The organism is Flavobacteriales bacterium, from assembly GCA_026129465.1.
In the GTDB taxonomy this organism is placed as follows: Bacteria; Bacteroidota; Bacteroidia; order Flavobacteriales_F; family PHOS-HE28; genus PHOS-HE28.
This window is the reverse complement of record JAHCIA010000001.1, coordinates 1,629,379-1,650,779: the sequence shown is the minus strand read 5'-3', so window position 1 is coordinate 1,650,779 and position 21,401 is coordinate 1,629,379. Positions and strand designations below refer to the sequence as shown.

Annotated in this window: 15 protein-coding genes; 5 read left to right on the top strand and 10 right to left on the bottom strand. The window is 61.6% G+C overall.

Annotation, left to right across the window (positions count from 1 at the left end):
• Positions 1 to 9 precede the first annotated feature (9 nt).
• A complete protein-coding gene (locus tag KIT10_07020) occupies positions 10 to 315 on the bottom strand; it encodes a nucleotidyltransferase domain-containing protein (GenBank protein MCW5899005.1) in 306 nt (101 codons plus the stop codon).
• Between the two features lie 157 nt (positions 316 to 472).
• Positions 473 to 916, bottom strand: coding sequence for a hypothetical protein (locus KIT10_07015; GenBank protein MCW5899004.1), 444 nt, complete (start codon positions 914 to 916; stop codon positions 473 to 475).
• A 92-nt stretch (positions 917 to 1,008) separates the two neighbouring features.
• Between KIT10_07015 and KIT10_07010 the strand changes: the two genes are divergently transcribed.
• Entirely contained in the window at positions 1,009 to 1,437 is a 429-nt protein-coding gene (locus tag KIT10_07010; GenBank protein ID MCW5899003.1) for a hypothetical protein, read from the top strand.
• 40 nt (positions 1,438 to 1,477) lie between these two features.
• Here the strand turns inward: KIT10_07010 and KIT10_07005 are convergent, their stop codons facing one another.
• The 6 genes from KIT10_07005 to KIT10_06980 all read right to left on the bottom strand — a co-directional run bounded on the left by KIT10_07005 (position 1,478) and on the right by KIT10_06980 (position 7,846).
• Positions 1,478 to 2,752 carry a hypothetical protein gene (locus KIT10_07005; GenBank protein ID MCW5899002.1) on the bottom strand — a complete coding sequence of 425 codons (1,275 nt, stop codon included), beginning with the start codon at positions 2,750 to 2,752 and terminating at the stop codon, positions 1,478 to 1,480.
• Between the two features lie 101 nt (positions 2,753 to 2,853).
• Positions 2,854 to 3,582: an ABC transporter ATP-binding protein gene (locus tag KIT10_07000; protein ID MCW5899001.1), complete on the bottom strand. Its 729-nt coding sequence runs from the start codon at positions 3,580 to 3,582 to the stop codon at positions 2,854 to 2,856.
• On the bottom strand, positions 3,579 to 4,790 hold the full coding sequence (locus tag KIT10_06995; GenBank protein ID MCW5899000.1) for an ABC transporter permease: 1,212 nt from the start codon (positions 4,788 to 4,790) through the stop codon (positions 3,579 to 3,581). The genes KIT10_07000 and KIT10_06995 overlap by 4 nt, the downstream gene beginning before the upstream one ends.
• The gene (locus KIT10_06990; GenBank protein MCW5898999.1) at positions 4,790 to 6,004 is read right to left on the bottom strand and encodes an ABC transporter permease; all 1,215 of its coding nucleotides are present in this window, start codon (positions 6,002 to 6,004) and stop codon (positions 4,790 to 4,792) included. The genes KIT10_06995 and KIT10_06990 overlap by 1 nt, the downstream gene beginning before the upstream one ends.
• 24 nt (positions 6,005 to 6,028) lie before the next feature.
• Complete coding sequence (rsgA, locus tag KIT10_06985) at positions 6,029 to 7,090, bottom strand: ribosome small subunit-dependent GTPase A (protein ID MCW5898998.1); 1,062 nt, start codon at positions 7,088 to 7,090, stop codon at positions 6,029 to 6,031.
• 3 nt (positions 7,091 to 7,093) lie between these two features.
• Positions 7,094 to 7,846, bottom strand: a complete 753-nt coding sequence (locus KIT10_06980; protein ID MCW5898997.1) for an outer membrane lipoprotein-sorting protein — start codon at positions 7,844 to 7,846, stop codon at positions 7,094 to 7,096.
• 480 nt (positions 7,847 to 8,326) lie between these two features.
• Between KIT10_06980 and KIT10_06975 the strand changes: the two genes are divergently transcribed.
• Together KIT10_06975 and KIT10_06970 are read left to right on the top strand one after the other, a co-directional pair.
• Entirely contained in the window at positions 8,327 to 11,671 is a 3,345-nt protein-coding gene (locus KIT10_06975; GenBank protein ID MCW5898996.1) for a helicase, read from the top strand.
• Positions 11,668 to 15,612, top strand: a complete 3,945-nt coding sequence (locus KIT10_06970) for an N-6 DNA methylase (GenBank protein MCW5898995.1) — start codon at positions 11,668 to 11,670, stop codon at positions 15,610 to 15,612. Before KIT10_06975 ends, KIT10_06970 begins: the two co-directional genes overlap by 4 nt.
• A gap of 12 nt (positions 15,613 to 15,624) precedes the next feature.
• Here KIT10_06970 and KIT10_06965 read toward each other — a convergent pair whose 3' ends face one another.
• Positions 15,625 to 16,950, bottom strand: coding sequence for a hypothetical protein (locus KIT10_06965; protein MCW5898994.1), 1,326 nt, complete (start codon positions 16,948 to 16,950; stop codon positions 15,625 to 15,627).
• Between the two features lie 7 nt (positions 16,951 to 16,957).
• Entirely contained in the window at positions 16,958 to 17,359 is a 402-nt protein-coding gene (locus KIT10_06960) for a hypothetical protein (GenBank protein MCW5898993.1), read from the bottom strand.
• 85 nt (positions 17,360 to 17,444) lie between these two features.
• Here KIT10_06960 and KIT10_06955 point away from each other — a divergent pair, with 85 nt between their 5' ends.
• Positions 17,445 to 20,063 (top strand): AAA family ATPase, encoded by a 2,619-nt coding sequence (locus KIT10_06955; GenBank protein MCW5898992.1) that lies wholly within the window; start codon positions 17,445 to 17,447, stop codon positions 20,061 to 20,063.
• A complete protein-coding gene (locus KIT10_06950) occupies positions 20,050 to 21,315 on the top strand; it encodes a hypothetical protein (GenBank protein MCW5898991.1) in 1,266 nt (421 codons plus the stop codon). The genes KIT10_06955 and KIT10_06950 overlap by 14 nt, the downstream gene beginning before the upstream one ends.
• Positions 21,316 to 21,401 lie beyond the last annotated feature (86 nt).

Below are 21,401 nucleotides of genomic sequence, written 5' to 3'. Positions count from 1 at the left end.
CGGGAGTCTTCAGACCGCTTGGCGTACCCCTCTTCCCTTGGTGGATGATCGCGCAGTCAAGGCCACCCGTTCGGCCTCGATCAGTTTTCGAAAGGCTGGCCGCACACTGTGCAGGTCCACGAGGTCCACGCACATCGGCAGGTCGCTTTCCGCGAAGGCATGGCGCAGGTCAGCCAGGGTCATCAGCGGCAATTCCCCATCGCCTTTTAGCGCGATGTCCAGGTCGCTGAAGCGCTTGGCCGTGCCGTTCACCCGCGAACCGAAAGCCCAGGCACGTACACCGGGGGCATGGTGCTCCAGGATCGCGCGCACCATGGCGAGGTGGTCGGGATGGAGGTCAAGCGTTGGGGGCGAGAAGTCCATCTATATCAGGGGCCATGGCATTGCGAAGTTACCGAGCGGGTGGTCAGTGGTTGGATCGAACGACCGACTTGCGCGCCCGATCCATGTTCTCAATAACGCCACCTCACCCTCAAGTGCTCCGCGTTGCCCTGCGCACGATCGTCAGCCCAAGCGCACCAGCGAAGCAGGCGAACACGAACACGAAGGTGAGCAGCATGCCCAGTGCCAGGCCGGGCTGCTGCGACCCTTGCGGATGGATCACTTGCAGGATGCACCGCACGGCCCAGAGCACGGTGGAGACCGAAAGGAGCACGGCCAGGGAGTACCGGTCCTGCCGTTCGCGGAAGGTGAGCAGGAGATTGGCCAGGCCGAGCAGGACCATCAAGAGCGAGAAGAAGACATTGATGGCCCGCACCGCGATCACCAGCTCCGTGGCGTCCGCATCGATGTGCGCATACCAATCCCAAATGCCCGGCACGAAGAAATGCCACACCCCGAACGCGATCATGATCCCGCTGCCGATGGAGACGAGCCACTTCACCGGCCTTGTTCCGGCTTCCTCATGTGCATGCATTGCACGGAAAGGTCAATGATCACTCGTTCGCAGCAGGTGACGACGATCATTCCATGGCATCGAGGTCGGCGCCAACTTGGTCGTTCAGCATCATGAACAAGTCCTTCCTGCTCAGCGGCCTGCTTGCCACCGTGGTCAATCTGGTGCTCCATGCGGTGGCTTTCACGGTGGTGCTGAACGACGTTTACCGCACCCATCCAGCGGTCTCCGCGGAGTTCCAAGCGCAGCTCTCACGACCGATGGAGGAGATGATCGTGTGGGCCATGATCGCCACCTCCATCGCGATGGGCTTCCTCATCGCCTTGGTCATGAAATGGTCGGGCGCCAGGACTTTTCCGCAGGGAGTGAAACAGGGCGGGCTTTTCGCTTTCCTGTTCTGGAGCGCCGTGAACTTCGGCCTCTATTCCTCCTCGAACCACTTCTCCACGGTGGCGGTCTTTGCGGACCTGATCAGCAGTTCATTGATCATGACCATCGCGGCGGCTTGCGCGGCATGGGTGCTGGGCCGAACGAATGGATAAGTGTTGCTGATACTGTGTTCAGGAGATCTGCTGAGCGACCTCAATAACTCCACCTGATCCTCAAGTACACCGCATTCCCCTGCGTGCGCCACGCTTCCCCATCATCGTTCAGGAACGATTGTGCCGTGAGGTCCAGGTCGAAGCCGGTGGCCACGTTCCAGGTGAAGGCCGGGAAGAACACGACGGTGTTGTTGTAGGGGCTGTAGAGGAAGGAAACGTTCAGCCCGGTGATGGGTGAGAAGGCCTTGTTGAAGCCGGCGTAGAAGGTGTGCTCGAAGGGGAGGAGCCGTTTGGCGGTGAGCGGCAGACTGAGCAGCGGGCTTTGGATGTCGCCCGCACCGGCACCGGTCATGGGTGCGGCATCGCCGAGCGAGTTGTAGAGGTAGCTGGCCGACACGTACCAGTTGTTGCCGAAGGTGCGGTCGGCCATGAGCGAGGCGGTGAACACGCCGGTGCTGTCGAGCGGCTTGTCCTTCGGCAGGAACCACGAGGCCTCGCCCTTGAAGCCCGCATCGCGGATGTGGCCCGCCCAGCCGCCGCCCAGCACGAGGTCGGTCCTGTACAAGCCGGCGAGCACCTGGTAGTCGAAACGCCGTCGGTTGAAGCGATAGAGCCCTGCGGCGATGTGGTCGTCCGGGCCGTTGCCCAGCGCGTAGGCCAGTTCCACGGTGTGGTCCATGGCGGGGTGGAGCAGTACGCGCACGGCGTCGCTGCCGGGGCGTTCCTCGTAGTCGAAGTCCAGGAAGTTGAAGGCGTTGAAGAGGTCGTTGGGGTTCCACACGTTGTTGATGCCCCAGTTGATGCGCTGGCGGCCGATGTGCGCCTCCCACTTGTCGCGGGCGTAACGCACCATGGCCCGGTCGAAGGTGGTGAGCAGCACCGCGCCGGGCTCGTCCACCCACAGGATGCTCATGCGCACGTTGCCGGTGTCGGTATCCACGATGGTGCCGAACTCCGGCTGCAGCTTCACGGCCTCGCCATAGAAGAAGCGGTTGCGCATGCCGACACGCAATGTGGTGTGCGGGGCGATGTCGCTGCTGAGGTTGAGGCGGTGGTGGATCAGCTCGTTGGTGGTGAGCTGGTCGATGGCGTTCACCCAACTCGTGCCGTGCAGGTACTTCAGGTAACCGCCGGCGGTGAGGGTGGGCTTGAAGGAGGTGGTGTCCTGGGCGTTTGCGGGGGAAGAGAACAGCAGGAATGCAATTAGCCGCAGAGACGCAGAGACGCTGAGCGAACGAAGCCCAATGTGGAATGCGATAAGCCGCAGAGGCGCAAAGACGCGGAGCGACCGGAGCGCGATGTGGAATGCAGTCAACCGCAGAGAACGCGGAGCTCGCAGAGGAAAACCTTTGCATTCTCCGCGCCTCTGCGTTCTGCGTCCTTTGCGTCCCTGCTTCTCTGCGGTGCGCATCGCCTTCACTGCATCTTATCATCCACCACCTTCCCATCCTCCAAGGTGATCACCCGCCGCGCCCGTTCGATCACACGCTGGTCATGGGTGCTGAACAGGAAGGTGATGTGCTCCTCGGCGTTGAGCTTCGCCATGGTGTCCAGCAACTTGAAGGCGGCCACCGAATCGAGGTTGGCGGTGGGCTCGTCGGCCAGCACGAACTGCGGCTTGGGGGCGAGGGCCCGCGCCACGGCCACGCGCTGCTGCTGACCGCCGCTCAACTCGTTCGGACGCTTGTCCGCCTTGTCCGTCAGCCCTGTCTCGCGCAGCAGCTCGTCCACACGCGCATCGATCTCCTTCCGCGGCCGCCCCTGCAGCAGCATGGTGAACTCGATGTTCTCCCGCGCGGTGAACACCGGGATCAGGTTGTAGCTCTGGAACACGAAGCCGATGTGGCGCAGGCGGAAGTCGATCAGCTGGTTGTCGGTGAGCTTGCCGATGTCCACGCCGTTCACCGACACGTGGCCACTGGTGGGACGGTCCAGCCCGCCGATCATGTTCAGCACGGTGGTCTTGCCGCTGCCGCTGGGTCCGCGCAGTGCCACGAACTCGCCCCGTTCGATGTGCAGGTGCACGCCGTTCACCGCATGCACGGGGATCTTGTCCGCGTCATAGGTCTTCACCAGCTCGTGTGCGTCGATCACCACGTTGCTGTTCTGCTTCGAGGCCAAATGGCTTGCGGGGTCGTGCTTCATTTCCGGATGGCTTCAGCGGCGTTCAGTTTCAGGGCCTTCACGGCGGGGTAGATCGCCGAGAGCAGCGAGATGGCCACCACCATGGCGAGCACCACCAACGCATGGTAGGGCTTGAGGGCGAGGATCACGTGGGGGTCGTAGCCGAACTGCGTGGCGGTCTCTCCCCAGGCGCTCAGGTTGATGCCCTTCGCGGCGCCCCAGCCGATGGCCGCTGCCGAGAACGCGCCGCCCACCGGCACGCCGGCCAGCACCACCAGCAGCGTCTCCAGCACCACCATGCCGAAGATGCGCGCGCGGCCCATGCCCACGGCCATCAGCATCCCGATCTCACGCGTGCGTTCGAGCACCGCCATCAGCATGGTGTTCACCAGCCCGAAGGCGAGCGCGATGAAGATGATGCCCAGCATGATGAACATCATCTGGTCGAAGGTGCCGATCAGGATCTCCATCTCGGGGCTCAACTCGGTCCAGCCGCGCACCAGCAGCTGGGGATAGGCCGTTCGCAGCCGCGCCACCGAGGCATCGACCGCATCGCTGTGGTCGAGCAGGATCGCGATCTCGTGCACCTCATCGCCCAGATCCAGCATCTCAGCGGCATCTTCTCGGGTGATGTACGCGTTGGCATCATCGCGTGGACCGTTGAGGGTGCCGTAGATGCCGATCACGCGGAAGGCGCCGCTGGCGATCTCGCCGCTGGGACCCTGCGCCATCAGCACCACCTTGCCGCGCAGTTGCACCTTCAGCTGGCGGGCCACCTTGGCGCTGATGAGGATGCCGTGCCGCCGCTCGGGACCGAACCATTCGCCCTCCTTCACGAAGGCCGACAGGCCGGTGGTGCGGTCCTCCAGCTCCGGGTCCACGCCGTTGATGCGCAGCCCCGCGCTGCCGGTGGGCGATTGGATCATGCCGGGCACCGCCACGCGCGGCGCCACGCCCACTACGCGCGGCAGCTGCGCCAGCTCGTGCACCAGGCAATCGGCACCGGCGATGCGGAAGTTGATGTCCTGGTCGGCGACGTAGTCCGGATGGTGCAGCTGGATGTGCGAGGTCTCGTGCCGCACCACGCTGTCGATGCGCTGCTCGATCATCCCTTGGTAGAAGGCCATGAGGAAGAGCGAGGCGAAGAGGCCGATGGCCACTGCACCGATGATGATGCCGCTGCGTCCGGGGTGGCGCCACACATTGCGCCAGGCGAGCCGCAATAACATCAACGTTTCATGGCGGTGAGGGGCAGCAGCTTCAGCACGTGCCGCAACGGGTAGATGGCGAGCACCAGCGCGATCGCCAGCACCACCAGCGTCTGGTCGATGAAGATGCGCGGATCGAGCACGGCGGGCATGATCGGTGCGAAGCCGTAGTCGGCGTACACCTCGGCCATGGCGCCGCTCAGGCGGATGGGCCGCTCCTGCATCAGCCACACCACCGGCCAGGCCAGCAGCACGCCCATGAGCGCGCCGAAGAGCGAGAGCAGCACCGATTCGATGACGATCACCAACGCGAGCAGTCGACGTCCCATGCCCACCGCCAGCAGCATCCCGAACTCGTAGGTGCGCTCGTGCAGCATCATCAGGATGGTGCCGAAGATGCCGAAGGCCACCACGAGGTAGAGCACGCCGATGATGATGCCCGTGCTGGCCTGGTCGCTGCGGATGTGGTTGTCCACCTCGGGCATCATCTGCTTCCAGTTCATCACGCTGCGCCCTTCGCCGATCGTGGACACCACGCTTGCCTGCACCGCGTCCATCAATTTGGGCTCGTCCAGCGCGAAGGCCCAGGTGGTCACCATGCCCGGCGTGGAGAGCAACTCTTGCGCGGTGGCCAGCGGCAGGTAGACGAGGCCGTCGTTCAGTTGGGGCGCGCCGAAGCGGGCGATGCCGCGCACCGGGTACTTGCCTGCCGCCATGCTGCCGTGGTAGCCCTGGCCCAGCAGCACGATGGTGTCGTTCACGTCCACGGCCAGGCGTCGCGCCAGCCCTTCGGCCATCACCACGCCGTGAACGCCGTTGCGCACCGCAGCCCCGCGCACGATGCGCTCGTCGAGCTTCATCAGGTGCTGCTCCAGCGCACCGTCCACGCCCATCACCATCGCGCCGCGCGTAAGGCTGTCCGCGCTCACCAACATGAAGGTCTCCATGCGCGGCACCACGGCCGTCACACCGGGGATGGCCTCCAGCGTTCCGCGCAGCGCATCGTCGTCGTCCATCAGCAGCTCGAGCGAGGGCTCGTCCCAATAGCCGGTGGCGTGCACTTGGATGTGGCCGCTGTAGCCGCCCACCACGCTGTCGATCAGGTTACCGAAGGTGCCCTTCACCAGCGCCTGCGTCACCACGGCCAGCAGCACGGCGAAGGTCACCGACGAGGTGGTGATCAGCGTGCGCCGCTTGTTGCGCCAGAGGTTCCGCCAGATGAGCTTGGCGATCATGGGTGGTCGTTCGGTCGTTGCGGATCACATCTTGCCAAGGTCCTTCTTGTAGCGCTTCACCATCTTCCCGAATTGCTTGTCCTTCTTCCTGCGCTCGGCAAGGGTCGATCGGAAGAACGCGGCCTCGTTCTTCATCTTCTGGTAGTTCGCATAGGAGGCCTCGTCCACTTCGCCGCGCTGCAACGCCGCCAGCACCGCGCAACCGACCTCCTGAGTGTGTGTGCAATCCGAGAATCTGCAGTCCTGGGCGAGTGAAGCGATCTGCTCGAAGGTGAGCTCCAGTCCGCCTTCCACATCGGTGACGCCCACTTCCCGCATGCCGGGATTGTCGATGATGATGCCGCCCGTTCCCAGGACGAAGAGCTCGCGGTGGCTGGTGATGTGCCGGCCCTTGCCGGTGCTGGCGTTGATGGCGCCGGTGCGCAGGGTCTCCGTGCCGACCAGGTTGTTCAGCAGGCTCGACTTGCCCACGCCGGAAGAACCGAGCAGGCAATAGGTCTTCCCTTTTTCCATGATCCGGCGCACGGCATCGCAGCCATTCGTGGTCAAGTTGCTCAGCGCGATGATGGGCACGTGCGCGATGCGTGCCCGGACCTGTTCCTTCAGCTCGTCCACTTGCTCCGCTCCGAACAGGTCGGTCTTGGTGAGCACGATGATCGGCCGCACCCCGCTGGCGTGGCAGATGGTGAGGTAGCGCTCCAGCCGGTTGATGTTGAAGTCGCGGTCCATGGCCTGCACCAGGAAGGCATGGTCGATGTTGGTGGCGATGATCTGGGTGCCGCCGTATTCACCGATCGCTTTCCGGGTGATCGCCGATGAACGCGGGAACACCCGATGGATCGTGGCATGCCCCGGCTCGTGCAACCGCAGCGCCACCCAGTCGCCCACGGCCGGGAAGTCCATCCGGTCACGGGCCTCCGCGCGCAGCTTGCCGATGATCTCCGCTTCCAGATCGCCTTCGGTGGTCCGCACCACGTAACGTTCCCGGTGCTCCGCCACCACGCGGCCGACGGTGTAGCCCTCAAGACCTTGTTCGGTCCTGAAGCGCTCCAGCGCATCGGTGTATCCAAGGTCGTCGAGCGTCATGGTTCACCGCACCCGTGTGATGTTCTGCGTCGTGAAGAAACCCTCCGGGATCGGCTGGTCGAACACCAGCGACTTGTACACGATCACCGTCTTGTGCCCGGGCTTGTCGGCGGGGATCATCTCCGTGCGCGTGGGCAGCAGGCGGCCGCCCATCAGCTTCACCTCGCTGCTCACCAGCGTGTTCACCAGCTCGCCGTACTCGTCGTAGTACTCCGCGCGCAGCATGAGGAAGTCCTTCTTGTCGATCCACAGCAGCACCCTGCCCCACACCACGGCGGCGCGCGGCTTGGGCGTCATCACCACGGTGTGGCAGGCGCGCCCGTCGATCACCGTATCGCCGGCCAGCACATGCGTGTAGTCCTCCACGATGCTGCTTTCGCGCACCAGGTCGTCGTTGGTGAAATCGGTCCCCATCCAGCTCTGGCTCATCATGCTGGGCGGCATCTTGATGGTGCGCTCCACGCTCGGGATCCAATTCCACACCTCGCGCACCCGCTTCAGATACACGATGCCCTTCTCCTTTGCCGGCGCGGTGATCAGCACCATCGCGAAGTCGTTGCCCTGGCTCCAGGTCTTCATGCCCATCTCGCGCTGCCAGGTGGGCCGCACCACCGTCATCGTCATCTCGCCCTGGCTCGTCTTGCCGCGCGCGTGGGCATCGGCGCGGCGCACGATCTCCGTGGCGTCCTGCGCGGCGAGGGGCGCGGCGAACGCGGCGAGCAATGCGGTGGTGAAGAGGTGTTTCAAGTGCGCCATGAAAGCCGAAGGTCTGGAAGGGAACGGGAACTTATCTTGATGGGGATCAGGGTGGGGGAGCGTGGGAGCATCCGATCGTCCTTAGGGCGCCGAAACAGGAAGAGAGCGCCTGGTCGGCATTGGCCCGCAGGGAGCGGCCAAAGGCTTTGAGGCCATCAGGCCACAGGCCGCCAAGGGCGGAGAGGTCAACAGTCCACAAGCATTTCCGCGTGCGGCGACCGCTTGCTGCACGCCAGGCAAACAGGGCCATCAGGCCACCAAAGGCGGATTGGCTTTTGGGCCACAGGCTTTGAGGCCCACCGGCCACCGCTGAGATCGGGATCGAGGTACGCGCCCACATTCTCTGATCATCTGATTGCCCGATCCCCCGATCTGCCACACGCCCTTTCGCCTGCGGCGACCAATTGCTGCGCACCTTTTTGCCCCATGCCCCGCACAACGTCCTGTTTTGACGGGATGGGGTTCCTATTTTCACCGCCCATGTCGACGCGTTTCTTCACCAACACCGGGGACAACACCCTCCTGAACAAGTTCAAGGGCATCTTCAGCCACGTTCGCGTGGCGGAGTTCGATGCCTTGGTGGGCTTCTTCCGGAGCAGCGGCTACTTCAGGCTCAGGGAGCACCTGCGGGGGGTGGGGCAGATCCGCATCCTGGTGGGCATCGATGTGGACCACCTCATCAGCGAGGCGGCCAAGAAGGGGCTGGAGTTCAACTTCAATACCGAGGTCACGCAGGAGGAGTTGATACGCGAGCTGCGGGACGACATCGAGAAAAGCGCCTACACCCAGGAGGTGGAGGAGGGCATCCTGGAGTTCATCACCGATGTGGTCAACGGGCGCATCAAGATCAAGGCGCACCCGGACAAGAACATCCACGCCAAGATCTACATCTTCCGGCCGGAGCCCTTCAATGAGCACAGCGGTGGCTGCGTCATCACCGGCAGCAGCAACCTGAGCGTGCAGGGGCTCGAAACGAACTTCGAGTTCAACGTGGAGATCCGCGACTACGACGATGTCGCCTTTGCCACCAAGACCTTCGAGCAGCTGTGGCTGGAGGCGGTGGAGGTATTGTCCAGCAACATCGCCGAGCTGAAGGACAAGACCTACCTCAGCGATGGCTTCACGCCCTTCGAGGTGTACATCAAGTTCCTGATGGAGTACTTCGGTACGGCCATCGAGTACGACCCGGAGAGCATCACCGACCTGCCCAAGGGCTACAAGAAGCTGGTGTACCAGATCGATGCGGTGAACGATGGCTACGCCAAGCTGATGAAGCACAACGGCTTCTTCCTGGCCGACGTGGTGGGCCTGGGCAAGACCATCATCGCCAGCATCATCGCCAAGAAGTTCTACTTCAGCAACGGTTACCGTACGCGCATCCTGGTGGTGCATCCGCCCGCGCTGGAAACTTCCTGGAAGCGCACCATCAAGGATGATTTCGAGGTGCCCAACGTGGACTTCGTCACCAACGGCAGCTTGCACAGCATCAACCGCGCGGAGCAGTACGACCTGATCATCGTGGACGAAGCGCACAAGTTCCGCAGCGACGAGGCCCGCATGTTCCACGAGCTGCAGCGCATCTGCAAAACGCCCCGCAAGCGACCCGCGCCCGATGGCAGCGTGCAGAAGAAGGTGATCCTGATCAGTGCTACGCCGCTGAACAACCGGCCGGAGGACATCCGCAACCAGCTCTACCTCTTCCAGGACAGCAAGCGCAGCACCCTGGAGATCGGCAACCTGCAGAACTTCTTCACCCCGCTCATCGAGCACTACCGCAAGCTGAAGAAGGAGGCCGACCCCCGCACGCTCGCCCACGAGCTGAAGATCATGGGCGAGAAGATCCGCACCAAGGTGCTGGAGCCCGTGATCGTGCGCCGTACCCGCACGGACATCAAGAACACGCCCGAGTACCAGCAGGACATCCAGGAGCAGGGCCTCAGCTTCCCCGATGTGGTGCCCCCGCACCAGATCCTCTACCAGCTGGACGACGAGCTGGACGCCCTCTACGACCGCACCATCCTCTACGCCAGCGACAGCATCAACGGCCTGGGCTTCTTCCGCTACCAGGCCATCCGCTACATGAACCCCGAGGCCCGCGCCGCCCACGAGCGCGCCACCGGGGTGAAACAGCAGCAGGCCGTGCGCATCAGCGAGCAGCTCGCCTTCATCATCAAGACCCTGCTGGTGAAACGCATCGACAGCAGCTTCTTCGCCTTCAAGGCCACCCTGCGCCGCTACCAGCAGGCCAACAAGGCCATGCTGATGATGCTGGCCAGCGACCGCGTGTTCATCGCGCCCAAGTACGAGGTGAACGAATACGTGCTGAACGAGGACGATGCCGCCCTGGAGCGCCTGCTGGCCGAGGCCGAGGACAGCAAGGAGGTGCAGGTGTACCAGCGCGAGGACTTCATGGAGGAGTTCATCCAGGGCATGGCGCGCGACCAGGAGATCCTGGACGAACTGGTGGCCGCGTGGGACCTTGTGGCCGTGGACCCCAAGTACGACGAGTTCAAGCGCCGGCTGGATGCCGAGCTCTTCAAGCGCGAGGTGAACGACAACCACAAGCTGGTCATCTTCAGCGAAAGCAAGGAGACCACCGGCTACGTGGTGGAGCGCATGCGGCAGGACGGCATCACCCGCGTATTGGCGGTGGACAGCAGCAACCGCAGGGAGCTGGAGGCCACCATCCGCGCCAACTTCGATGCCAATGCGCCGGTGAAGGAGCAGGCCGATGACATCGACATCATCTTCACCACCGAGGTGCTGGCCGAGGGCGTGAACCTGCACCGCGCCAACGTGATCGTGAACTACGACACCCCTTGGAACGCCACGCGCCTCATGCAGCGCATCGGCCGGGTGAACCGCATCGGCACACGCAGCGATCTCATCCACATCTTCAACTTCTTCCCCACGGCACGTACCGAGAAGGAGATCGAATTGGAGAAGAAGGCCTTCATGAAACTGCAGGCCTTCCACAGCGCGCTGGGTGAGGACAGCCAGATCTACTCGCAGCGCGAGACCTACGGCACCTTCGGCCTCTTCGAGCGCGTGCCCGAGGAGGAGCGCGACGAACGCCTGCACTACCTGGAAGTGCTGCGCCGCTTCCGGGCCGAAAGCCCGGACGAGTACCTGCGCATCCGCGCCACCGTGCCGCTGCGCGCCCGCGTAGGCCGCAAGCTGCCCCTCACCAGCGGCACCACCATCGCCTTCATCAAGGACCGCAAGCGCGACGCCTTCTACTTCATCAACGAAGACCTCGGCATCGACGAGAAGACCTTCGTGGAGGCCGCCAAGATCTTCGAGGCGCACGCCACCGAGAAGGCCAGGCCCCTGCACGCGCAGCACCACGCGCAGATCGAGGCCGCCCTCAACAGCTTCCACACCGAGCAGCAGGTGGCCGCATTGGGCGAACGCGCCAGCACCAAACTGGGCCCCAACGAGCAGAAGGCCCTGCACTTCCTGAACCAGGCCGGATGGATGGAGTACGCCACCGGCGAGGACAAGGTCTATCTGGAGAACGCCAAGGTGAGCATCCGCCGGGGCCGCTTCCAGAAGCTGCCGCGCGAGTTGAACAAACTGCTCAAGAGCATCCACACCGGCAAGCCCGTGGCGGTGGCCCCGGGCGAGCTGCCCAGCGTGGTGGTGCCCGCCCGCGAGCAGACCTTCAAGAAGCTCATGACCATCCTGCGCGAGTTCCCCCTGCTGGAGGCGGCCGATGATGAGCACCTGCCCCTGAAGGGCGCCAAGGCCGACCGCCACAAGGTGGAGCGCACCGGTGGCCTCAAGCCCATGCCCCAAGTGATCATTTCCGAATCGTTCGTTTGACCGTCATGACCGAGAGAGAGATCCGCGCGCTGCTGGAAAAGCCCTACGACCGCGAGCACTGGAAGCAGCTGATCACCGCCCTCTTCCCCGGCCGCGACGTGTTCGCCCGGCCCGTGGAGCACGCGGCCACCACCCAGCAGGGCCGCAGACAGGTGCAGCGCATGCTCCAGTTCGGCGATGTGCAGCTGGCCGATGGCAACCAGGTGGCCCTCTTCGAGGTGGAGGTGATGCCCGGCGTGGACCTCACACGCAACCGCGTGGCCGTGCGCAAGGCCATTGAGCAGCCCGTGAAGCAAAGCGGCCTCAGCGGCGCACTCATTGCCTTTGTGGACAGCGCCCAGGGCCTGTGGCGCTTCAGCTTTTACAGCAACACGCTGAAGGACGATGGCACCTGGGACACCACCAACCCCAAGCGCTACACCTATCTGCTGGGCCGGGGCGAAAAATGCCTCACCGCTGCGCGCCAGTTCGAGGCGCTCACCGACAAGGCCGGAAGGTCCATCCTGAAGGACCTGCTCGATGCCTTCAGCGTGGAGAAGGTGAGCAAGGCCTTCTTCAAAGAATACAAGGAGCACTACCAGGCCTTCGTGGAGCACCTCACCGGCAAGCGCATGGTGAAGGAGAAGGGCAAGTGGGTGGAGAAGAAGACCGGCGCACCCAGCCCCAAGCTGGCCACCTACTTCAACGGCAGCGAGAAGGACGCCCGCGACTTCTGCAAGAAGCTCATGGGCCGGCTGGTCTTCCTCTACTTTTTGCAGAAGAAGCGCTGGCTCGGCGCCACGGCTACCAACTATAAGGACGGCGAACACGACTTCGTCTTCAAGCTCTTTGGCGAAAGCGGCGGCAACGATGGCTTCTACCCGAACGTACTGGTGGACCTCTTCTTCGATACGCTCAACAACGGTGACCGAAAGGAGGACGAATACCGTATGCCCGACGGCACGATCCGCAAGGTGCCATTCCTCAATGGCGGCTTGTTTGACATGGATGAACTGGACCGCAAGACGCGCTTGCTCACCTTCCCACCCGAGCTCTTCAGCAAACCCGCCCAGGCCGAGGACCCCGACAAGCGCGGCTTCCTGGATTTCCTGAACGCCTACAACTTCACGGTACACGAGGCCGGGCCGGAGGAACAGACCCTGGCCGTGGATCCCGAGATGCTCGGGCACATCTTCGAGAACCTGCTGGAGGACAACAAGGACAAGGGCGCCTTCTACACACCGAAGGAGATCGTACACTACATGTGCCAGGAGAGCCTGACACAGTACCTGAAGAACTACTTGGAGCGCCACGGCGCAGCCGTCACTCCGGAAGGCGGGCAGCGCGAAAGCGCTGCGGGACCCGCCTATCCGGAGTCTCACCAAAGCCCAAGCCTCGAAGACCAACTGCGCCGCTTCCTGAAGGACGGCACCGGCGCGGGCCTGAGCCGCTACAGCGGCCTGCTGCTGAAGGCGCTCTACGAAGTGAAGGTGTGCGACCCGGCCATTGGCAGCGGCGCCTTCCCCATGGGCATCCTGCACGAGGTGTTCCAGGCCGTGTACCACCTGCAGGAGTTCAGCCCCGATGAGTTCAGCAGCACCTGGGGCTTGGCGGAATGGGAGCCCGCCGAGGTGAAGCTGCGCATCATCCAGCACAGCATCTACGGTGTGGACATCGAACGCGGCGCGGTGGACATCGCGCGGCTGCGCTTCTGGCTCAGCATTATTGTGGATGAGCCGCGGCCCCGCACCCTGCCCAACTTGGACTACAAGATCGTGGTGGGCGACAGCCTGCTGGGCAAGTTCAATGGCAAGGTGCTTGAGATCGATTGGGAACTGAAGGGCACCACCGATCGCGTAAAGCAAATGCGTGCGTTAATCGATGCCCTGCACACAAAGACAGAGCTCTACTTCCGGGACCAGCCAAAGGCGAAGAAGGAGAAGTTGGCGACCGAGGTGCGCGCCTTGAAGATCGACCTGCTTAGCAAGCAATTGGAACTGAACAGGGACAGGTTCAAGGCACACATGAGCAGCGTGGGCCGCATCGGTGACCTCACCAAGACAGAAATGGTGAAAGCCACCGAGCAGAAGGAGGAACTGGCAGCATTTGAGGAAACGTTGGGTCAATTGAGACTCGCTAAGCAGAAGGACAAGCCGCTGGATTACTTCAACTGGCAACTGGACTTTCCCGAGATACTCAACCCAGTTGCAACGGCTATCCCTGGCTTTGACATACTCATCGGCAATCCGCCCTACATTAAGGAGTACACGAATCGAGAGGCCTTTGATGGCATCAAAACCAAGGGCTACTACTATCAGGGAAAGATGGACCTGTGGTACGCATTTGCCTGTAGCGCTATCGACAAGCTTCGACCCGAGGGTGTTGTTTGCTTTATCGCACAGAACAACTGGATTACCAGCGCAGGCGCATCGACCCTTCGAGCAAAGGTTTTAGCCGAAACGGAGATCCTGACCTTCACCGATTTTGGAGATCGCAAAGTCTTCAAGTCGGCGGGTGTTCAAACGATGGTCTTTGTACTATCCAAATCAATTCCGCGTGCATCATACCCGGTGAAGTACTCTCTGCTTACTGCACCAGACATAAGTGATTCAGAGCTCGTCCAATTTCTCGACTTCACGGACCGGGGCATTCCAGCACGCAAGGCAAGTGTTGTCGTTACGCCAGCCATCCTTAAAGGTAGGTACATCACGTTTGATGATGTCAGCGAGGCCGATGTCGTTGCAGCAATTCGGAATGCTTCGAACTTCAGACTACAGGATGCTGAAATAGCGCAGGGGATTGTTCCTAATCCGGACATTGTCAACTCAAGGAACATTAAGCGCATCTCGCCAGAACTGATTGAGCAATCGAAGATTCGCATTGGAGACGGCGTGTTCGTTGTGCAACGCGGAGCATTTGACCACCTGTCCCCGAAGGAACGCAGTTATGTGAAGCCGTGCATCGACCCGAGCGATACGGGCCGCTATCTCGATGTCGCAGGCTATCGCCAAGAACTACTCTACCTGACGAAAACCGGATACAAGGGTGACGCACCATCCCTTGTGAAGCATCTTTCCCCTTATCGCAGCATTATGGCTGCGCGCAGGGAAAATCTCAACGGGCGTTTGGAGTACTACCATCTTCATTGGCCACGGACAGAGGGTTTCTTTAGTGGACCGAGGATACTATCGATTCGAAAGTGCGAGCGGCCAAGCTTCACCTACACAGAGGCTGAGATGTATGTGATGATGGCATTCAACGTCATCAAGACAAAGCGCAACAGCCCCAAGTTCCTGACCGCGATACTTAACTCCAAATTGATGGAGTTCTGGTTTCGTACCCAAGGGAAGCTACAAGGCTCCAACTTTCAGATTGACAGCGAGCCTCTGTTGGATGCGCCATTGCTCCGAGTCTACAACCCGAAGCCAATTGAGGCTCTTGTCGATGGTATTCTAAACGGAAAGCGCAAGAAGCAAGACACCACCGCCCTGGAGCGCGAGATCGACGCGCTGGTGTGCAAGCTGTATGGTTTGAGCTGGGAGCAGGCCAAGGTGGTGGACCCGGAGCTGGCGCTGAGCAAGGAGGAGTACGATGCCATTGAGCTGCCCCAGGAGGAGGAGGCACCTGGCGGCATGGTGAGCGACCCCGGTGTAACGGGGTTGACGGATGAGGGCACCTTGTTCGGGCAGGTGTTGGATGAACCGCCACCACCGAAACGCGCGGCAAGTCGTGCCCCGGAAAGCGCACACAGCAACGGCCAAGCCCAGCCCCGGCTGGCAGGCTCAGCGGCCATCCTCAAGTTCCTGCGGGCCAACACGGGCTGGCACGGCAAGAGCGCCATACTGGAAGGCAGCGGCGTAAGTGCCGATGGATGGAACCCGACCATCAAACAACTGCTGGCCGAAGGGAAGGTGGAGCGGCAGGGGGAGAAGAAGGGGGCGAGGTATAGGGTGGCCGGGTGAGCCGGGCGCCGATCAGTAGAAACCGTCGCCGTCGTCATACCCGCTGTGCACCTTGGCGATCTTGTGGTTCTCCAACTGGTGCTTGATGAGCCAGGATGAGACGCCGAACTCCACGGCAAGGTCTTCCAATTCGCTGGGCACCACGAAGGGCTTGCGCACACGCTTGGCCAGCACGCGCCCTGGCGCCAGCAGTTCCGCGGCGAAGCTGCGGTTCACCCGCTGTTGGAAGCTGTCAGCCTTGGTCACCACCTGGGCGGTGCCCGGTGAGCCGTACAGGAAATCGTGCAGGCAGCGGGCCAGCTTGAAGCGGCCGCGCGGGCTGTCCGTTTCGGAGCCCAGCACGAAGCAGGCGTTGTCCTTGCCTGCGTAGCCCAGGTAGCCTTCCAGCTCGGTCAATTGGAACCGGTGCCCTTGCACGCCGCCTTGGGCCTGCAGTTTCACCGCTTCCATGAAGCGGTCCGTGGTGGCAAGCAGATCGCCGTTGAGGCCCAAGGCCTCGCGTACCTCACCGGCGCGGGCATAACCCACACGGTAGGGCACTGGTCCTGAGCCATGGCTCAAGGAACCCCTCAGGCGTGCCAGACGGCGCTGGGGCGCGGCGTTCGTTTGGGTGAGTTGGTCCAAGGCGTCCAATTCCTTGCGGGCCTTGCTGAACTCGTCGGTCCGCAGGATGGCCAGCAGGTCTTCGAGTAAGTGCTCGGGCAGCAGCTTGGCCGCCTCTTCGAGCCGCCGCACATCGGCCTTGCTGATGGCGAAGGGGTCCATGCCCGCCAAGGCTGCGGCTTTGCAGAAGGCGCGCTCGTCCTCATCCAGCGCCTGGATGGCGGCCCAATCCTGCTGGAGGGGTGTATTCTTCACCTCGAAGGAATGCAGCCGTTCGATGACGATGGAGATGAAGCGCGTGAGTTCGTCCTCGACTTGTTGCAGGTCCAGAATGGCTTTGCCGTAGGAGAGGAACTCCACCCGCTTGGAGGGCAGTTCCGCCCGCCGCCAACGCAGTTCGATCGCCTCGCCCAGGGAGCTGAAGCGCAATGGCGGCAGCGCAAAGGCTCCGGTGGCGCGGTTCAGGTCGTGGCGTACGGGATATTCGGGATCGGATAGGTTGTGGCCGTTCTCCACCTCGTGCAGGATGGACCACCAGTTCTCCACCATCCATTCCGCGACCGGATAGAGCGGCAGGTAGAGCCGCGTGGATACGGACCGCACTTCCTGGTCGTAGTACTTCGATACCGGCCAGTCGTTCACACGCACCGTAAGGCTGCCCCAGGTGGCTCGGTATTCGGCCCCCTCGGCCCCTGCTGGGTCTTCCCAACCGTGTTCGAATTTCAATCCGCTCATAGCCTGTTCATAAGCCCGGTGGGCATTCTTCCTGGTCCAATGGATAGCCTTTGTATGTGCCCTGGCCTTGTTCGATCAGGAAGCCCTCGTACACCCGGCCCTCGATGCGGCACCACACCTGTTTGGGGAATCCGCCCAGATGCATGGCGGAAACCTTTCCATCGTTGATGGCCTTCTTCAATTGCTTCTCCAACATTTTCCTGTCCTTCTCTGTGCGCCATTGTTCCGGGCAAATGCTGCGATTGGCCTTTGGGATGAGCTGCGGGTTGCCCAGCCAGGTATGCACGGACTTATGCACGGGGCTTCCTACGAATTTCGCTTTGCGCGACAGCGCGGCATAGTCCACACCAGCCAAGGGGCTGATACGCCGGGCCTTGTTCCTGCTGTGCGTGGGTTTGCGGATGCGCATGGCGGTCAAAAGTACACAAGTGGATGAAGGGCAATGTCTTGAGCACCAGCGGCTGGTAAATGGATGAGGCCTAGTTTAGCCTGCCATGGACTACACGGAGGACCACCTGCGAGCCTTGCGGGCGCATTATACTGGGCTTCAGGACAAGGCCAGCTACGATGCTTTCATCCGCAGCGCTCACGATCTGTTCCAGCGCATCGGCGCGGACCCCTACCATGTGCGCATGGCCCTGCACCGGGGCAAGAGCCTGATGGAGTTCGGCGTGAGGGCGGCCTTCCGGCATAGCGAGGGCGTGGGTGGCATTCGTGTGGGCCTGCTGTTGATGGAGGCCGATGTGCCTTTGGTACCGCAGGAACTCAATCCCAACGTGCACTACTTCCAGCCCAGGGGCGAAACGGCCATCGTGAAGTTCACCGTGCCCACTTGGGCGGACATTCCGCCTGAACTGTTGGCCTTGAACGAGAAGGCCATGCGATGGGAGTATGAGAAGATCAAGGGCACCAAGCTGGTGGAGATCCGTCGGGGTTCCGGCACGGACAACGAAGCGTTGCGGTATGCGGTGGTGAACGGTGTTGCGGTGTCGGAACTGGCGGGTCCACTGGGGCTCATCATGGTGAACCTTACGTGGAACAGCAATGATTGGACGCGACCAAGTCAGGACAAGAGCAACCATGACTACGTGAAGGCGGGCAACACGCCCATGGAGAGCTGGAACTTCGACCTGGAGAACGCCCGCAACCCGGCTGGACAGGTTCTTGGGTTCGTGCAGCATACGGCTCCACCAAAGCTGGAGGGCGAAAATAACCTGGTCATCTTCCACAGCCAAGGCAAGGTGGTGGGCTTCTATGGCAAGGGGCGGTTCTTGAAGGACAAGCCACAAGCCAGTGATGGCAATCTCTACAACGTGATCGGCGACCGCTCCCTATCCCTGGTCCTGCCGAACAAGTTGGACGACATCAAGGCCAAGGGCTACCTGGAGGACAAGCAGCGCATGGGCCAGAACGGCTTCATCTACCTGGAGCACCCCGACACGGCTCTACGGATCATTGATGAGGCCATTGGTCTCAATCCTGCGCAGGCAGGAACATTGAACAAGTTGCGGAACTGGGTCGTCAGCCAGGGATCGCCGCAGCCAACGAACAGCACCGCAATTGAGCAGAAGCGAATGAGCACTCCCCTGAACCGCATTTTCTATGGTCCACCCGGTACCGGCAAGACCTTCCACACCGTGGGCGCCGCTGTGGCCGTATGCGACCCCGCCTACTATGCCCAGCACAAGGACGACCACGACAAGCTGCGTGAGCGGTTCAACGCCTTGTTGATCCGGGACTGGGGGAAGGCGGATGGGCGGATCGGCTTCTGCACCTTCCACCAGAGCTTCAGTTATGAGGACTTTGTGGAGGGCATCAAGCCATTGAAACCGGAAGAGGGCGATACGTTCGTGAAGTATGATGTGCGACCAGGCATCTTGAAGCAGATGGTCCGCCTGGCCGACTACCACGCCAGCGGCGAGGCGGCTAAAGTGAGGACCATATTGAGTTTCACTCCGGATCAGTACGACAAGCCCGAATTCTACAAGATCTCCTTGGGCGATTCACAGAACCCCGAAGACCAGCTCATCTACGAGTATTGCATCAAGAACAACGTGATCGCTATCGGATTTCTGGACCAGCACGACCTGACCGGTAAAAGCGAACAGGAGATCAGAGCATTGGAAAGGCGGTCAGATCAGACCATTTACGGCCCCAAGGCGATGAGCTTTTTCGTACACCATTTGCGTAAGGATGATTACGTCGTGATCACCAACGGCCTCTACAGTGTGCGTGCGATAGGCAAGGTCACCGGCGATTACACCTACCACGCAGACTCACCCATCGGCTACCCTCACTTCCGGACGGTGGAGTGGCTGGTCGTCGACGAGGACATTCCGTACCAAGAGATCTACAACAAGCAGTTCTCTCAGCAGACCATCTATAAACTGAGGAAGGAGGACATCAAGCGCGACTTCTTCGTACGGGCATCCGCATCTGCACAGGCTACAACTGAGGTCAAGCACTTCGTGTTGATCATCGACGAGATCAACCGCGGCAATGTTGCGGGCATCTTCGGAGAGCTGATCACGCTCATCGAAGAGAACAAACGCAAAGGCCGTCCGGAAGCGCTAGAAGTGACCTTGCCATATTCCCAGGAACCATTCAGCATTCCGGACAACCTCTACATCATCGGCACCATGAACACCGCCGATCGCAGCGTGGAGGCGCTCGATGCTGCCTTGCGCCGTCGCTTCAGCTTCGTGGCCATGATGCCGAAAGCGGATATGCTCAAGCCATTGCAGGGTTCGGCCATCAACATCACCGCCATGTTGGACCGCATCAACGCGCGTTTGGTGCAACTGCTGGACGAGGACCACCAGATCGGCCACAGCCACTTCTGGGAACTGCACAAGGAGGCGGACCCACTACCCGCACTGCGCCGCGTGTTCAAGGACAAGGTGATCCCACAGCTGGAAGAGTACTTCCATCGCGACAGGGCCAAGCTCCAACTCGTCCTCGGCGAGTATTTCGTGCAAGGCACAGACCCCGCCGATGACCTGTTCCTGGGCGATGAAGCAGCAGTGTCGCATGAGCCGCGTATGGTCTATGCGGTAACCCCCATGAGCACGTGGGACGAAAAGGCCTTCCGTTCGCTCCATGAGAAGGTCTGAGCCCATCAAGGTCTTCGAGCATCAACGCCTCTCGTGGAAGGAGGCAGGTTTGACCGTTGCCCAAGTGGACCGCCTCATCGCTTGGAACGAGTCGAGCGGCAACCGTTTCTTCACCGTGGGGCACAAGAGCTTCACCTTCACCGAGCATGTGGGCGTGGTGCAGGTGGGACGCACGGTCATTGAAGTGCTGCCCAAAGCCGATCGCTCTGAAGACAATGGTCTTGCGGCCAAGGCCAAGTGGCAGAACGCACTGCTTACCATGCTCCGCGAGGTGTACGACCTACCTCTCTCCAGCACCACGGAGGCTGACCTGCACAAGCGCAGCAGCAGCATCCTTGACTTCTTTTTCGGACTATTCGTTAGCGAAGTGGAGGAACTGGTGCACCAAGGATTGGTGAAGCGCTACCGACGCACCCGCGGCAACCAGATGGCGCTGAAAGGCCGCATCGACTTCCCGCGCCACATCCAACAAAACCTGATACACCAGGAACGGTTCTATGTGGAGCATCAGGTGTACGACACCGACCACCTGTTGCACAGTCTGCTCAAACGCGCTCTGGTCCTTGTGTCCGACTTAGGCCGCGACACCGAGGTGACCGGCCGCGCCAAGGGTTTGGATTGGGCTTTTGAGACCGTCGCCGACAGGGCACTCACGCCCCAAGCCCTCGACCGCATCATACTGGACCGCAAGACCGCGCCTTATGCCCGTGCGGTACAGCTTGCCAAAATGATCGTACTGAACCACGCTCCGGACGTGAAAGGCGGGAACATGCCGCTCATCGGTCTGATGTTCGACATGAACCGGCTCTTCGAGGAGTTCGTGTTCCGCGTGCTGCGCAATGCTGCCAAAGCGCCGGAGTTCCGCGCGCTCGACCTTTCCATCCGCAACCAGCGCTCCATGCGCTTCTGGAACCGCAAGACCATCCGCCCGGACATGGTGCTGGAGTACACGAAGGCGAATGAACGCAAACGCGTCATCGTAGATACGAAGTGGAAGGTGCCGCCCAACGGCAAGCCCAACGATGCGGACCTGAAACAGATGTTCGTGTACAATGTGCAGTTCGATGCGGGGAGGAGCGTGTTGATGTATCCAGCCGTACCGGGAAACTCGAGCATCTCATCGGGATATCATCTGGCAGGGCCCTTGGCCGATTGGCCGCATGGATGCGGGATGGCCTATGCGGACCTGTTCAATGCGAATGGATCCCTCAAGCAAGGTTGCGGGTCCAAGGTGCTTGGCGAGTTGACCTGAGCATATAGAGAAGGCTTCGTGTAGTGGCGGAAGCTGCGTGAGCGGGCGCAGCGGCAGCTTGCTGCCGGACCGGGCCAGCAGCGCAC